At 70.8% G+C, this 14,470-nt stretch carries 12 protein-coding genes; 6 read left to right on the top strand and 6 right to left on the bottom strand.

What is annotated here, in order from left to right; all coding sequences use genetic code 11:
• Both AB0J74_RS06530 and hppD read right to left on the bottom strand, forming a co-directional pair.
• A complete protein-coding gene (locus AB0J74_RS06530; RefSeq protein ID WP_363445330.1) occupies positions 1-624 on the bottom strand; it encodes an RDD family protein in 624 nt (207 codons plus the stop codon).
• 10 nt (positions 625-634) lie between these two features.
• The gene (gene hppD, locus AB0J74_RS06525) at positions 635-1,831 is read right to left on the bottom strand and encodes a 4-hydroxyphenylpyruvate dioxygenase (RefSeq protein ID WP_363445328.1); all 1,197 of its coding nucleotides are present in this window, start codon (positions 1,829-1,831) and stop codon (positions 635-637) included.
• Positions 1,832-1,949: 118 nt separating this feature from the next.
• Between hppD and AB0J74_RS06520 the strand changes: the two genes are divergently transcribed.
• From AB0J74_RS06520 to AB0J74_RS06510, 3 genes are all read left to right on the top strand, one after another.
• On the top strand, positions 1,950-2,495 hold the full coding sequence (locus tag AB0J74_RS06520; RefSeq protein ID WP_363445326.1) for an Lrp/AsnC family transcriptional regulator: 546 nt from the start codon (positions 1,950-1,952) through the stop codon (positions 2,493-2,495).
• Positions 2,496-2,567: 72 nt separating this feature from the next.
• Positions 2,568-3,989: a PQQ-binding-like beta-propeller repeat protein gene (locus AB0J74_RS06515; RefSeq protein ID WP_363445324.1), complete on the top strand. Its 1,422-nt coding sequence runs from the start codon at positions 2,568-2,570 to the stop codon at positions 3,987-3,989.
• An 11-nt stretch (positions 3,990-4,000) separates the two neighbouring features.
• Complete coding sequence (locus tag AB0J74_RS06510) at positions 4,001-5,674, top strand: fumarate hydratase (protein ID WP_363445322.1); 1,674 nt, start codon at positions 4,001-4,003, stop codon at positions 5,672-5,674.
• Between the two features lie 36 nt (positions 5,675-5,710).
• On the opposite strand, the gene AB0J74_RS06505 is transcribed toward AB0J74_RS06510, so the two are convergent.
• Positions 5,711-7,168 carry a hypothetical protein gene (locus AB0J74_RS06505; RefSeq protein WP_363445320.1) on the bottom strand — a complete coding sequence of 486 codons (1,458 nt, stop codon included), beginning with the start codon at positions 7,166-7,168 and terminating at the stop codon, positions 5,711-5,713.
• Between the two features lie 224 nt (positions 7,169-7,392).
• On the opposite strand from AB0J74_RS06505, the gene AB0J74_RS06500 reads away from it, so the two are divergent.
• Positions 7,393-8,793 (top strand): class II fumarate hydratase, encoded by a 1,401-nt coding sequence (locus AB0J74_RS06500; protein WP_363445318.1) that lies wholly within the window; start codon positions 7,393-7,395, stop codon positions 8,791-8,793.
• Positions 8,794-9,184: 391 nt separating this feature from the next.
• Here AB0J74_RS06500 and AB0J74_RS06495 read toward each other — a convergent pair whose 3' ends face one another.
• From AB0J74_RS06495 to AB0J74_RS06485, 3 genes are all read right to left on the bottom strand, one after another.
• Positions 9,185-10,174 carry a LacI family DNA-binding transcriptional regulator gene (locus AB0J74_RS06495; RefSeq protein WP_363445316.1) on the bottom strand — a complete coding sequence of 330 codons (990 nt, stop codon included), beginning with the start codon at positions 10,172-10,174 and terminating at the stop codon, positions 9,185-9,187.
• Positions 10,174-11,085, bottom strand: a complete 912-nt coding sequence (locus AB0J74_RS06490) for a hypothetical protein (protein ID WP_363445314.1) — start codon at positions 11,083-11,085, stop codon at positions 10,174-10,176. The genes AB0J74_RS06495 and AB0J74_RS06490 overlap by 1 nt, the downstream gene beginning before the upstream one ends.
• Before the next feature lie 108 nt (positions 11,086-11,193).
• Positions 11,194-11,847, bottom strand: coding sequence for a helix-turn-helix domain-containing protein (locus tag AB0J74_RS06485; protein ID WP_363445312.1), 654 nt, complete (start codon positions 11,845-11,847; stop codon positions 11,194-11,196).
• A 43-nt stretch (positions 11,848-11,890) separates the two neighbouring features.
• Between AB0J74_RS06485 and cysS the strand changes: the two genes are divergently transcribed.
• Positions 11,891-13,318, top strand: coding sequence for a cysteine--tRNA ligase (gene cysS / locus AB0J74_RS06480; RefSeq protein ID WP_363445310.1), 1,428 nt, complete (start codon positions 11,891-11,893; stop codon positions 13,316-13,318).
• The gene (gene rlmB, locus AB0J74_RS06475; protein ID WP_363445308.1) at positions 13,318-14,433 is read left to right on the top strand and encodes a 23S rRNA (guanosine(2251)-2'-O)-methyltransferase RlmB; all 1,116 of its coding nucleotides are present in this window, start codon (positions 13,318-13,320) and stop codon (positions 14,431-14,433) included. The genes cysS and rlmB overlap by 1 nt, the downstream gene beginning before the upstream one ends.
• Positions 14,434-14,470 lie beyond the last annotated feature (37 nt).

Raw genomic sequence — 14,470 nt, 5'->3', positions numbered from 1 at the left:
TCACTGCACGACCTTAGCTACCACTGTCTCGGCGGCCTTGTCGTGGAGGGTCTGCTGGTACGGCTTGTCCCACAGTTGCCAGAGGCCGTCGAGGATGTTGAGGAACGGCACGAACATCGCGGCGACGAACTGCAGCAGGTAGCGCCGGACCAGGATGCCCCGGTCGAGAGGCCGACCCGGCTGGAGCGGCAGCACCCGCAGCGACATCACCCGCTTGCCGACCGTCTGTCCGGTTCGTAGCTGGTATTCGACGAAGTAGAGGTAGCTGAGAATGACCTGTAGCGCGAAGACGGCCGCGTAGAACACCAGGTACCAGACGAACACCTCGACCGGGAACCGATCCTGCTCCAGGTCTTCGGCGTGGACCAGCGGCAGGAATACCGTGAAGATCATGATCGGGCAGGACAGCACGAGGGTGATGCCCCCGATGATCAGGCCGTCGATCAGGTAGGCCAGGAACCGGTCGCCGAAGCTGGCGAGCGGATGGCCGCTCGGGCCGATGGGCGCCGGCGGTGGCACCCAGGGGCCGGCGTACCCCTGTTGCATCGGTATGTGGCCCGGGCCGGCCGGAGGATAGGCCGGCGGCGGCCCGGCGCCTGGGTTCTGCTGGGGGTCGGGATGCACCCGGACAGTGTTACAGGTTTCCCCGAGCCTCTTGTTCCCGCTCGATGGCCTCGAAGAGGGCCTTGAAGTTGCCCTTGCCGAAGCCGAGCGATCCGTGCCGCTCGATGAGCTCGAAGAAGACCGTCGGGCGGTCCTGCACCGGCTTCGTGAAGATCTGGAGCAGGTAGCCGTCCTCGTCGCGGTCGACCAGGATCTTGCGATCCTTGAGCTGCTCGATGGGCACCCGCACGGTGCCGATCCGGGCCCGCAACTCCGGGTCGTCGTAGTAGGAGTCGGGCGTATCCAGGAACTCGACCCCGGCCGCCCGCATCGCGTCGACGCTGGCCAGGATGTCGTTCGTCGCGATCGCGATGTGCTGCGCGCCCGGGCCGTCGTAGAACTCGAGGTATTCGTCGATCTGCGACTTCTTGCGGGCGATCGCCGGCTCGTTGAGTGGGAACTTCACCTTGCGCGTGCCGTTGGCGACCACCTTCGACATCAGGGCCGAATAGTCGGTCGCGATGTCGTCGCCGACGAACTCGGCCATGTTGGTGAAGCCCATGACCCGCTTGTAGAACTCGACCCAGTGGTCCATCTTGCCGAGTTCGACGTTGCCGACCACGTGGTCGACGGCCTGGAAATAGCGCTTGGGCTGCACGCCGGCCGCGATGGCGGCGGAGCGGTCGACGATCGGCCCGCGGGCCACGAAGCCCGGCAGGAACGGCCCGGAGTAGCGGGACCGGTCGATCAGCGAGTGCCGGGTGTCGCCGTAGGTCTCGATCGCCGCGAACCGGACGGTGCCGTGCTCGTCGGTGACGTCGGTCGGCTCCGTGTGCACGCTCGCGCCCTGCCGGATCGCGTAGGCGAAGGCGGCGTCGACGTCGGGCACCTCGAGGGCGATGTCGACCACGCCGTCGGAGTGGCGGGCGACGTGCGCCGCGTCGGCGGCCTGCGGGCTGACCGCGCCGCGGAAGACGAACCGGGCGGTGCCGCTGGTCAGCACGTACTCCGCGTACTCCCGGAAGCCCTGCTCCGGGCCGCGGTAGGCGACGCAGGTCATGCCGAACGCGGTGGAGTAGTAATGCGCTGCCTGCTTGGCGTTGCCGACCAGGAAGAGGATGTGGTCGAGCCCCTTGACCGGGAACGGATCGGCGGCGATGTCGTGCTCGACCGCGCCGATCAGCCGGTCGGCCGTGGCCTGGTCGGTTTCGTTGAGCGCCTGAGTCATCGTCGACTCCCCTCGTGTGGCTGCCGTCTATGCTGAGCGTCACCTGGATCCCAGATGCTGGTCAACTGTCCTAGAATTGTCTGCGCAGCTTGTGCAATCCGTCCGGGGGATGGGCGAAATGACATCGCAAATTGTCCAGCTCGACGAGTTGGACGCCGCCTTGATCGACCTGCTCGCCCGGGAGCCCCGGATCGGCGTCCTCGAATGCTCCCGGCGGCTGCGGGTGGCCCGCGGCACGATCCAGGCGCGCCTCGACAAGCTGGTCAGCCGCGGCGTGATCCGCGGCTTCGGGCCGGAGATCGAACCAGCTTCCATCGGGTACGGCGTGACCGCGTTCGTGACGCTGGAGATCGCGCAGCGGCAGGGGCATGATCCGGTAGCGGTGCACCTGTCGCGCATCCCCGAGGTGCTGGAGGCGCACACGATCACCGGGTCAGGCGACCTGATGTGCCGCGTGGTCGCCCGCTCCAACGCCGACCTGCAGCGGGTGATCGACCAGATCGTGGCGCACGGTGCGGTCTCCCGGGCCTCGACGATCATCTCGTTGACGGAGCAGATCGCGTTCCGGGTGCTGCCCTTGGTCGCGGCGGCTGTCTCGCCCGCGGCGCCGGCTTCCGGGTCCGCGGCCCCGGCGGCTCCGCCGGCCTCCGTGGACGCGGATTAATTTCGCAAATCGCATCGACACGGGTTTATCGCCGTCCCGGATCGTGCGTCGGCGTGTCGTTATGGTGCCCGGGTGGCGAGGGGTAAAGGCGAGGGCCCCTGCGTGAAATGCTGGGCCGCGTTCGTCGCGGTCCTCCTCGTCGTGGGCTATTTCACCGGCGTGCTCACTCCGCTGCTCGACCGGGTCTGGGCCATGGTCAACACCGATCAGCCGCTGACCACCCCCGCGCCGCTCTGGCAGCAACGCCTCGGCGGCACCCCACGGAGTGCCACCATCGCCGGCGGCGCGGTCATCATCGAGCAGCGCACCCTGGTCGAGTCGCGCGGCCTCGGTTCGGGCGCCCAACTCTGGGAGCACAAGGCCGACTGGGCCGCCGTCGCCGGTGAGGGCAACTCCGCCGTCGTGGTCACCGGCAAACTGCTGGTCAAGGGCTACGAGGTGGTCGACCCGATGTCGGGCTCGGTGCGCCGCCGCGACACCGAGGCGCGGGCCGTCTGGACCTATCGCAACGGGATGCTCGACGTGCGCTGCCACGGCGCCGAAGACTGCACGCTGTCGGCCTGGGACCCGCTGGGCACCTCGCCGCGGTGGACCGTCGAGATCCCGGGCATCGGCTTCGTGCTGTTCGCCGACAACCCCGACATCCTCGGCACCAAGCCGATGACCACCAAACGGATCGACGACAACGCCGGCGGCCCCGACCTCATGCCGCCGATGGTCGGGCTGCCGATCGACAACCGGGTGTACGTCGTCGACACCGCCGAGGGCCAGGTGGTCCGCGAGATCGAACCTGACCGCGACGAACGGGTCGTCGTGGTCGGTGGCCGGGTGCTTCGGATCAAGGCCGTCTCGGCCGACGGCACCTGCTATTTCTCGGTCGTCGCGTCGGACGCGGCGACCGGCGGCGAGGTGTGGCGCAACGCGGGCATCAACATGCGTACGGCCAAGGACGGCGGCTGCGCACAGCGGGACGACCCGGCCGGCGGCCGCAACGTGGTCGTCGGGGTCGCGGCCGACGCCCGCGAGTTGGTGATCGACGCGTACGACGGCCGGATCCTGTTCACCGGTGCCTCGGGCGAGCACCTGCTCGGCGTCAACGACGATTACGCGGTCGTGCGTACCGCCGATGCCGCTTCGATCCGCAGCGCCGAACTGGGTGGCCGCGGCCGATGGCAGCGCCCGGTCTCGTCGGCCGGCAAGGTCGCGCTGACCGCGCCCGCCGTGGTGGTCGTCGACGAGCGCCCTGACAAGATCATCGCGCTCAACCCGGCCACGGGTGCCGAACTGGTCAACGTGCGCTCCGACGCCGACGTACTGGCTGTCGGCCCGGCCGGGTTGATCATCGTGAGCGGCCGCAACCTGGCCTACCTGCCGTTCCAGGGCGCCGGCGGGGTGCCCAACCCGCCGCCCGCCGGCGGCAATCCACCCGCCGGCACCCCCGGCCCCGGTGCGGAGTGTGGCGGGCCCAAACAAGAGGTCTGCAAGGCCGGCTAGGCTAGCCGCTCATGAGCGACGCCGCCGCCTTCAGCTACTCACCGTTGCTTCCCACCGGCGATGACCTGACCGAATATCGGCTGGTCAGCGACGAGGGCGTCGACGTGGTCAAAGGCCCGGGCGGCCGGCAGTTCCTTACCGTCGACCCGGCTGTGCTCACCGCGCTGACCGCGGAGGCGATGCATGACATCGCCCACTACCTGCGCCCCGCCCACCTGACCCAACTGCGCTCCATCATCGACGACCCGGCGGCGTCGCCCAACGACCGCTTCGTCGCCCTCGACCTGTTGCGCAACGCCAACATCGCGGCCGGCGGCGTGCTGCCGATGTGCCAGGACACCGGCACCGCGATCGTGATGGGCAAGCGGGGCCGGCACGTCCTGACGGACGGCACCGACGAGGAAGCGATCGCCCGCGGCGTCTACCAGGCGTACACCCGGTTGAATCTGCGCTATTCACAACTCGCGCCGATCACGATGTGGGAGGAGCGCAACACCGGGACCAACCTGCCCGCGCAGATCGAGCTGTACGCGGAGGATCCCGGCGGGCACCCCGACGCCTACAAGTTCCTGTTCATGGCCAAGGGCGGTGGCTCGGCCAACAAGTCGTTCCTCTACCAGGAGACCAAGGCGCTGCTCAACCCGACGCGGATGATGCAGTTCCTGGAGGAGAAGCTGCGACTGATCGGCACGTCGGCCTGCCCGCCCTACCACCTGGCCGTGGTCATCGGCGGCACGTCGGCCGAGCACGCGCTCAAGACCGCGAAGCTGGCCTCGGCCAAGTATCTCGACGGCCTGCCCACCTCGGGCTCCTTGACGGCGCACGGCTTCCGCGATGTCGCCCTGGAAGCCGAGGTCCTGGAGCTGACCCGCCAGTTCGGCATCGGCGCCCAGTTCGGCGGCCGCTACTTCTGCCACGACGTGCGCGTCGTCCGGCTGCCCCGGCACGGCGCCTCCTGCCCGGTCGCGATCGCGGTCTCCTGCTCCGCCGATCGCCAGGCGGTCGCGAAGATCACCCCGTCCGGCGTCTGGCTGGAGCGCCTGGAGACCGACCCGGCCCGCTTCCTGCCGGAGGTCACCGACGCCCATCTCGACGCGAGCGAGGTGGTGCGGGTCGACCTCAACCGCCCGATGGACGAGATCCGGGCCGAGCTGTCGAAATACCCGGTGAAGACCCGGCTGTCGCTCACGGGGCCGTTGGTCGTCGCCCGCGACATCGCACACGCGAAGCTCGCGGAGCGGCTGGACGCGGGCGAGCCGATGCCGTCCTACATGCGTGATCACGCGGTCTACTACGCGGGTCCGGCGAAGACGCCCGAGGGTTACGCGTCAGGTTCGTTCGGCCCGACCACGGCCGGCCGGATGGACTCGTACGTGGCCCGCTTCCAGGCGGCCGGCGGCTCCCAGGTGATGCTCGCGAAGGGCAACAGGTCGGCGCAGGTGACGCGCTCGTGCGCGGAAAACGGCGGGTTCTATCTGGGCTCGATCGGTGGCCCGGCGGCGCGCCTGGCCCAGGACTGCATCAAGCATGTCGAGGTGCTCGAGTATGCCGAGCTGGGCATGGAAGCGATCTGGAAGATCGAGGTCGAAGATTTTCCGGCCTTCATCGTCGTAGACGACAAGGGCAACGACTTCTTCGCCGAGGTCACCAAGCCCACCCTGACGCTGCAGATCGGCAAGCGGTAGGCGGTCGGCCGCCGCCCGGCGGCCGACCACCTTCTCTCACTCGACGCGGAACTGGTATTCGGTCACGTCGGAAACGATGTCGCCGACATGCTCGTGAACTCGCAGCATGACCCAGCCGGTCGTCTCCGGGGTCCACGTGATCGTGGAGGTCTCTCCGTCGACGGTCTCGACCGGACCGTCGTTGAAGGAGTAGTCGTAGCCCGTCACGCCCTCGTGAGCGGGTGCGAAGGTGAACTCGCCGCTGCCACTACCGACGCCCCACATCGGGTATTGCGGTGAGGAGACCTGCGGTGCGTGCGAGGTGAGGTCCCAGCCGATCTCGGCTATCTCCGATTCGCTGCCGTCGGCTGTGCGGCTGCGTACCTGCAACGGCAGAAAGGGAAAGTCGCGCGGGGTGTATCGGACGGTGGCCGTGCCGTCGGGACCGGCGGGTGCGACCTGCTCGGTGGCGCCGAAGTCGGTTGACCAGACGTATTCGGTCACGCCGGGGGTGCCCGGGTGGAAGACCAGCGTGATTTCCTGGCCGACCAGGGGCGGCGCGGTGCCGTCGGCCGGGAAGTCCGGCGAGGTGACCGTGGGAGTCGTGGGCGGGTAGACGACGTAGACGACTGCCGACGCCTCAGCCGTGGGAACGCCGGTTGCCGTGTGACCGGTTACCGAGATGGTGTTGCGGCCCGGCGCCGTGGGCGTGACGACGAAGGTCGCGGTGCCGTCCGCCGCGGCAGCGACCGTCTGGGCAGGCTCGTCGTTCAGGCGGTAGTCGTAGGAGACGAGTCCGCCGAGACTGCCGGGGACGACCCGGAACGTGTGCGGCTCGCCCGGGCCGGCGTCGGGGGTCAGGTCGGTCAGCCGCGGCTCGGTGTTGCGTACGACGAACGCGTAGGTCGTCGCGGCGGAGCGATTGAGGGTGCGATCGATCGCCTGGACCGTGATGATGTTGGTGCCGTAGAAGGTCGGGGTGAACTCGACGGTGACCTTGCCCGTGCGTCCCACCGGCACCTCGGTCAGGCCGGCGCCCACCGCGGACCAGCGGAAGGCCACCACATCGGTGTCGGCGCCCGCGACCGCGAACGTGAACCTGCCCGGAATGCCGGGGCCACCGGCCTGGCTGGTCGCGGGGTAGTCGGTGGAGGTCACCGTGGGCGCGTGCGGCGTGGTCGTGTCGATGGTGAACGCGCACTCTGGCGACCAGAGCGACTTCGCGCCGGCCGCGTCGGTGGCGCGCACCTCGAACCGGTAGCGCACGCCGTTGGTCAGGGTCGCCGGCGCGGCCGCCCGGGCGACGCCGCCGCTGGTCAGCGGGGTCGCCGGCCACTCGACCCGCTGGCCGGGCAGGCCGACCGGCCACAGCGCGAAGGTCGCGGTGACCTTTTCGTATGGGTTGACGCCGAAATCGGGGTCGTCGAGGGCGGCGACGAATTCGGGCGTGGGTGTGCCGATGAAGATGCCCTTGTCACCGCAGGTGATGCCGGAAACGGACAGGCTCGAAGGCACGGCGGGTCGGTGATTCGCTGGCGCGGCCTGGGCGGCCCCGGCCGGGATGAGAATTGCGCCGATGGCCGCCGCGGCGACCAGAAGACGGAACAACCGTTCCTCCTGAATATCGGTGGTCGCAAATTCTAGGTGCGGCGGCGATGCACCGTTGTCCCGTGCGGAGGGGCGGCCCGAGCGGGGTGGATCACTCTGCGTCCCTCGTCGCGGAGGGGGAGGATGGAACGGTGAGTGCAGCCGAAGAGAACGGGTTCCGCGTCGAGCGGGACACCATGGGTGAGGTACGCGTGCCGGCCGAGGCGTTGTGGCGCGCGCAGACGCAGCGGGCGGTGGAGAACTTCCCCGTTTCCGGGCGCGGGATCGAGCCGGGCAACATCCGGGCGCTTGCGCAGATCAAGGGGGCCGCGGCCGCGGTCAACGGTGAGCTCGGGGTGATCGACGCTGCCCTGGCCACGGCGATCCAGGTCGCTGCCGCGCACGTCTCCGGTGGTGGGTTCGACGACCAGTTCCCGATCGACGTGTTCCAGACCGGGTCGGGCACCTCGTCGAACATGAACGCCAACGAGGTGATCGCCACGCTCGCGGCCCGGGAGGTCGGGCGCGACGTGCATCCCAACGACCACGTCAACGCGTCGCAGTCGAGCAACGACGTCTACCCCTCGTCGATCCACCTCGCCGCCACCGAGGCCGTGGTCAACGGGCTGATTCCGGCGCTCGACCACCTCGCCGGCGCGCTGTCGGCGAAGGCCGTGGAGTTCGCCGACGTGGTCAAGGCCGGCCGTACCCACCTGATGGACGCCACGCCGGTGACCCTCGGTCAGGAGTTCGGTGGGTACGCGACCCAGGTGCGCAACGGCATCGCCCGCCTGGAGTCGACCCTGCCCCGGCTCGCGTCGCTGCCGCTGGGTGGCACCGCCGTCGGAACCGGCGTCAACACGCCGCCCGGGTTCGCCGCGAAGGTCATCGAGCGGCTGCGGGCCGAGACCGGGTTGCCGCTGTCCGAGGCGGAGGACCACTTCGAGGCGCAGGGTGCCCGCGACGGCCTGGTCGAGGCGTCGGGGCAGCTTCGCACGGTGGCGGTCGGGCTCTACAAGATTGCCAACGACATCCGGTGGATGGGTTCCGGACCGCGGGCCGGCCTCGGTGAGCTGCGGATCCCTGACCTTCAGCCGGGTTCGTCGATCATGCCGGGCAAGGTCAACCCGGTCGTCTGCGAGTCGGTGCGGCAGGTCGCGGCACAGGTGATCGGCAACGACGCGACGATCGCGTTCGCGGGTTCCCAGGGCGACTTCGAACTCAACGTGATGCTCCCGGTGATGGCCCGCAACATCCTGGAGTCGATCCGTCTCCTGGCCGCGGCCAGCCGGATGCTGGCGGACCGGTGCGTGGTCGGTCTGGCGGCGAACGAGGAAGTGGCCCGCGCCTACGCCGAAGGGTCCCCGTCGATCGTCACCCCACTCAACCGCCACCTCGGCTACGACGAGGCCGCTTCGATCGCCAAGGAAGCGCTGGCCAGCGGCCGTTCCATCAGATCCGTCGTCATCGACCGCGGCCACGTGGAAAGCGGCAAGATCACCGAAGCCGAGCTGGATTCACTCCTCGACGTTTTGCGGATGACCCGGCCTTAGCGATTGAGGCTCCGCCACCGGCGCGTGCGGCCCGCCCGCGGGAGCGGCGGAGGTGCTCGCCGCGGGTCCGCGCTGCCCGGCTGCGTCGGGGTCCGCTGGCGCGGCGGCATGCGCCTGGTTTCGAGCGGCATCGCCTCCGCCTAGGCGTACCCGGTCATCGCGACCTACGACGGACCCGATGATCGACAGGACACGGCTTAGTCAGTGCGTCCGGTGGGTGGGGCCGGGTCGCATCGGGGTGGGCGGTTTTGTGCGTTCGGTGGGTGGGGCCGGGTCGCATCGGGGTGGGCGGTTTTGTGCGTTCGGTGGGTGGGGCCGGGTCGCACCGGGCTGGCCGGTTTGTGCGTCCAGCGGGTCGTGCCGCTCGGCGCGGCGGACTCTTCCGCCCTCCTCAGGCCGCCGAGCTGCGACGGATCTGCAGCGGCGCCGGTTCGACCCGGTGCCAGTTGGGCCCGGCCTCGCTGGCCAGCAATGCCTTCGTGGCCAGGGCCGCCATGTGTTCGACGGGCTGGCGGACCGAGGTCATGGCCGGCGTGGCCACCGAGGCCAGGAAGCTGTCGTCGAAGCCGACCAGCGCGACGTCATCCGGGACTCGGCGCCCGCTTTCCTCCAGCGCCCGCAGGACGCCCATCGCGGTCAGGTCGCAGGCCGCGAAGATGCCGTCCAGATCGGGGTGGGCGGCCAGCAACCGGCGTGTGCCTGAGACGCCCGCCTCCAGGCAGAAGCCGCCCTCGGCGCCGATCGGCTCGTGGCCCGCGTCGACCGACGCCGACAGGAAGCCGCGGCGGCGGCCCGTCGCGCAGGAGTTGCCGGGCTTGCCGTGGACCGCGACCACCTTGCGGCGGCCTGTGCGGTAGAGGTGCTCCACCGCCGAGCGGGCACCGGCCGTGTTTTCCGCCTCGACCGAGGCGACGCCCTGCGCCGAAAGGCCCAGCGAGACCACCCGGTCGCAGCGGGCCGCGAAGCGCGCCGCCAGTGGGGGCGAGACGTTGACCAGCAACGCGCCGACGCCGACGATCCGCGCGACGTCGTCGAGGCGGCGTGGGGCGTCGGGCTGCTCGATCACGTGGACGCGCATCTGGGTGTCGCTGCCGGCCAGCGCCGACAGGATGCCGGACATGACCCGGCTGTAGTAGGGGTTGCTGCCGAGCATGACCCCGGCGTCGTCGATGACGATCAGGTCGATGACGTCGCTGTGGCCTTTGGCCAGGGCCCTGGCCGCCAGGTCGGGGTGATAGCCCAGCAACTCGACGGCGTGCCAGACGCGGCCGCGGGCGTCGTCGGACACCTTGCGGCCGCCGGAGATCACGCGGGATGCCGTCGCGCGCGAGACACCGGCCGCGCGGCCCACGTCTTCTAGTGTCGGCTTCTTTGCCTCCATCACCGCATGTTAGGGGAGAGAGCGCTCTCCACGACATCCTGTTTTCGCTTGGTTCGGCATCCGCGAGCGGTCAGGGCCGCCCTGACCTCGCGCACCACCTCGGAAAACTCCCGCCGGGGGGACGTGCGTAACACCAGCCAGCCATCGTTGATCATGACTGCTTCGCCGTGGCGGTCGGGCGCGCACCACAGCGCCACCCGGTATTCGGGCCAGGCCAGTGGCGGGCGGACCGGCAGAACGGGGGGACGGGCCCGGGCCATCGGCAGGCCGGCCAGGAACAGGCGCACCCGCAGCAGCGACTCGGCCCGCGACGCCGCGTTGCCGTCGGCCAGCGACAAGGTGTGCGCGGCCCGGCGGCCACCGGGTCGGTCGGCCAGCCGGGCCGCGACCCCGGCCAGAAGCGCGGGCGTCACCAGCTTGTGGAAAAGCAACCCGTCGGCGAGCGCCACCGCGTCGGTCAGCGGCAGCCACACCGCCGCGTCCCAGGCGGTGCGGGCCGGCGTGGTGACCGGCACCTCGTCGTCGCCGCCGGCCAGGCGGACCCGGCACACGTCGCCCGGGTCGAGCGGCACCCGGTGCAGGACGGTGCCGCTCGAAGCGCCCACGCGCCGGTCGCCGAGCACGATCAGATGAACCGGGTCGTCGGGGCCGGCCACCGTCCGGAGGCCGTGCGCGGTCGCCGCGGACGGGCCGGCCAGCACCACCGACCCGATGGGCACCCGGACCAGCGTCGCCCGGCAGGCCAGCGCGTGATCGCGGGCCAGCCGGGAGTCGGCATAGACGTTGTGCCGCAGCCGGGCCCAGCACCGGGCCCGCAACTGATGCACCGACAGCAGGCCGGCCGCCACGGCGGCGCTGCCACGGAACACCCGCCACTCGAGCGCCGCGGGTCGGGGCGATTCGCGAGTCATGGGAACCAGCGTGCGACCCGGGCCAGCCGGTGGACAGACCTGTGGATAACTCGCGTGACAGCGCCGTACACAGCCTGTGGATAACTGTCCGGAGGCTGTGGAAAGACGCTAGGAGGCGAGCGCGCCGGAGACCGCCGCGGCGGCCGCCGTCACCTGTGGGCCCACGTCGGCGAGGTCCAATGCCTCCAGCGCGACCACGCCAACGCTCGCGTCCAGGCCCTCGACCCCGAGCACCGGCGCGGCGACCCCGAACGCGCCGGCCTGCAACTCACCGATGGTGGTCACCGGATCGGGCGAACCCGATCGCCCGGCGATGATCGCCCGGCCGGCCGCGCCCCGCGCCAGCGGATGCCGCGACCCCGCCCGGTAGGCGACGTGGAACGCCGTCCAACTCGGCTCGACCACGGCGAGCGCCACTGCCTCCGTACCCTCGGCGATGGTCAAATGGGCCGTGGCGCCGACCTCCTCGGCCAGCCGCCGCAACGCCGGCAACGCCGCCTCGATCACCAGCGGGTGGGCCCGCCGGGCCAGGTGCAGCACCCCGGCACCCAGGCGCAGCCGGCCCGCGCCGTCGCGGCGCACCAGGCCGTGTGAGGTGAGCGCGCCGACCAGCCGGTAGACCACGGCCCGGCCCACGCCGAGCCGGTCGGCGGCCTCGGTGACGGTCAGGCCCTCGGGGGTGTCGGCCACCAGATAGAGCAGCCGCAGGCCACGATCGAGCGTCTGGGCGGTCTCGCCCGCGCGATAGGCCGGCTGCGTCACACCGCGAGCATAGGCGTAAACGGATCAACGCTACCCTTGTCAGGTGACGCTGCGTTTGCATGACACCGCGACCCGGTCGGTGCGGGATTTCGTCCCGCGAGAGCCCGGCAAGGTCTCGATGTACCTCTGTGGCCTCACCGTGCAGTCCGAGCCGCACATCGGCCACCTTCGTTCCGGCGTCAGCTACGACGTGCTCCGCCGGTGGTTCGAGCGCAACGACTACCAGGTGAGGTTCATCCGCAACATCACCGACATCGACGACAAGGTGCTGCAGAAGTCGCTGGAGCAGGGCCGCTCGTTCTGGTCGATCGCCTACGCCAACGAGGTCATCCTCGACGCCGCCTACCGCTCACTGAACGTGCTGCCGCCGACCTACGCGCCGCGGGCCACCGGCCACATCACCGAGATGCACGGCCTGATCGCCCAGTTGATCGACAACGGTCACGCGTACGCGGCCGAAGACGGTTCCGGCGACGTCTACTTCGACGTCAAGTCCTACGCCGACTACGGCTCCCTGTCGGGGCAGCGGGTCGACGAGATGGCCAGTGCCGCCGACAGCTCCGACCGGGCCAAGCGCGACCCGCGCGACTTCGCGCTGTGGAAGGGCCACAAGAGCGGCGAGCCGGTCGAGGCGCAGTGGCCGAGCCCCTGGGGCGCCGGCCGACCGGGCTGGCACATCGAGTGCTCCGCGATGTGCCTGCGCTATCTCGGCCCCGAGTTCGACATCCACGGCGGCGGCCTCGACCTGACCTTCCCGCACCACGAGAACGAGATCGCCCAGTCCCGCTCGGCCGGCCTGCCGTTCGCCCGCTTCTGGGTCCACAACGGCCTGCTCAACCTGGGCGAGGCCAAGATGGGCAAGTCGACCGGCAACGTGCTCGACCTCGACTACGTGACGGCACTCGGCGTGCGGATGGTCGAGTTGCGGCACTACTTCGTCTCGGTGCACTACCGCTCCCGCATCGACTACTCCGACGAGGCGCTGCGCGAGTCGGCGACCGCCTACCGGCGGATCGAGGGCTTCGTCCAGCGGGCGGTCGAGGCGGTGGGTGCGATCCCGGCGGGCGACCTGCCGGCGGCGTTCGCCGAGGCGCTCGACGACGACCTCAACACCTCCGGCGCGTTCGCCGTCGTGCACGAGGCCGTGCGCGCCGGCAACACCGCTCTGGCGGCGGGCGATGATGAGGGCGTACGCGCGGCGCTGGGCAGTGTCCGGGCGATGCTCGACGTGCTCGGCCTCGACCCGCTCGACCCGGCCTGGTCGGTCGCGTCGACCGGTGGCACGCCGGGCGAGGAGTTGCGCGAGATCATCGACTCGCTCGTCGCCCTCGCGCTCGACCAGCGCGCGCAGGCGCGCACCAGGAAAGACTGGACCGCCGCGGACGCGGTCCGGGACCAGCTCAACTCGGCCGGGGTCAACGTCGAAGACACCCCGCACGGCCCGCGTTGGACGATCGGAACGAGGGACTGATGGCGGGCAACTCACAGCGACGTGGCCGACGGGTCACCCCCAAGAAGGGCGCGAGCGCCGGCTCCGGCGGCAAGAACCGATCCAGCCTCGCCGGCAAGGGGCGCACCCTGCCCGCCGACGAGCGGCCCTGGCACAAGGGCTACTCGGGCACCGAGAAGCTGCCCAACCGCACCGCCTGGAAGCAGGAGAAGGAGAAGCGGGCCGCGGCGGCCGAGGGTCGCGCGCCCAAGATCGGCCAGCCCGGCACCAAGGACACCACCTGGGGCAAGGGCACCAAGGGCAGCAAGCCGCGGCAGGGCACCCGGCAGGCACCGCAACGCGGCGGCAACCCGCGGGTGGCGCCGGGCCGGCGCTCCAACACGCCCCGCGACGCACCGGAGTTGCTGGTCGGCCGCAACCCCGTGCTCGAGGCGCTGCGCGCGATGGTCCCGGCGACCGCGCTCTACGTCGCGCAGGGCATCGACATCGACGACCGGATCACCGAGATCGTCCGCACCGCCGGCGACCGGGGCATCCCGCTGCTCGAGGTCGGCCGCGCCGAACTCGACCGGATGACCGGCGGCGTGCTGCACCAGGGCGTCGGCCTGCAGGTGCCGCCGTTCGCCTACGAGCCGTTCGACGACCTGATGGCGGCCGCGCTCGAACACCCCACGCCGCTGCTGGTGGCGCTCGACGGGATCACCGACCCGCGCAACCTCGGGGCCACGATCCGCTCGGCCGCCGCGTTCGGCGCGCAGGGCGTCTTCGTCCCCGAGCGGCGGGCCGCCGGCATCACCGCGACCGCGTGGCGCACCAGCGCCGGCGCCGCCGCGCGGGTGCCGGTCAGCCAGGTGGTCAACCTGACCCGAGCGCTCAAGGCCTGTCAGCGCGAGGGCTTCGTGGTGATCGGGCTCGACGCCGACGGTGAGGCCGACATCTACAACCTCGAAGCCGCCGTCGGCCCGCTGGTGGTCGTCGTCGGTTCCGAGGGACGCGGCCTGTCCCGGCTCGTGGGCGAGACCTGCGACATGCGGGTCGGCATCCCGATGGTGTCCGAGGTGGAGTCGCTCAACGCGAGCGTCGCCGCCGCGGTCGCGCTCGCCGAGATCGCCCGGCGGCGCAGCGAAGCGGCCTGACAGCCGGCGTTCACATCGAGCCCCCGGCCGGTTCACC

The organism is Asanoa sp. NPDC049573 (assembly GCF_040676615.1).
GTDB lineage: Bacteria > Actinomycetota > Actinomycetes > Mycobacteriales > Micromonosporaceae > Asanoa.
Note: the sequence above shows the minus strand (reverse complement) of the source record. Positions and strands in the feature narration are given on the sequence as shown.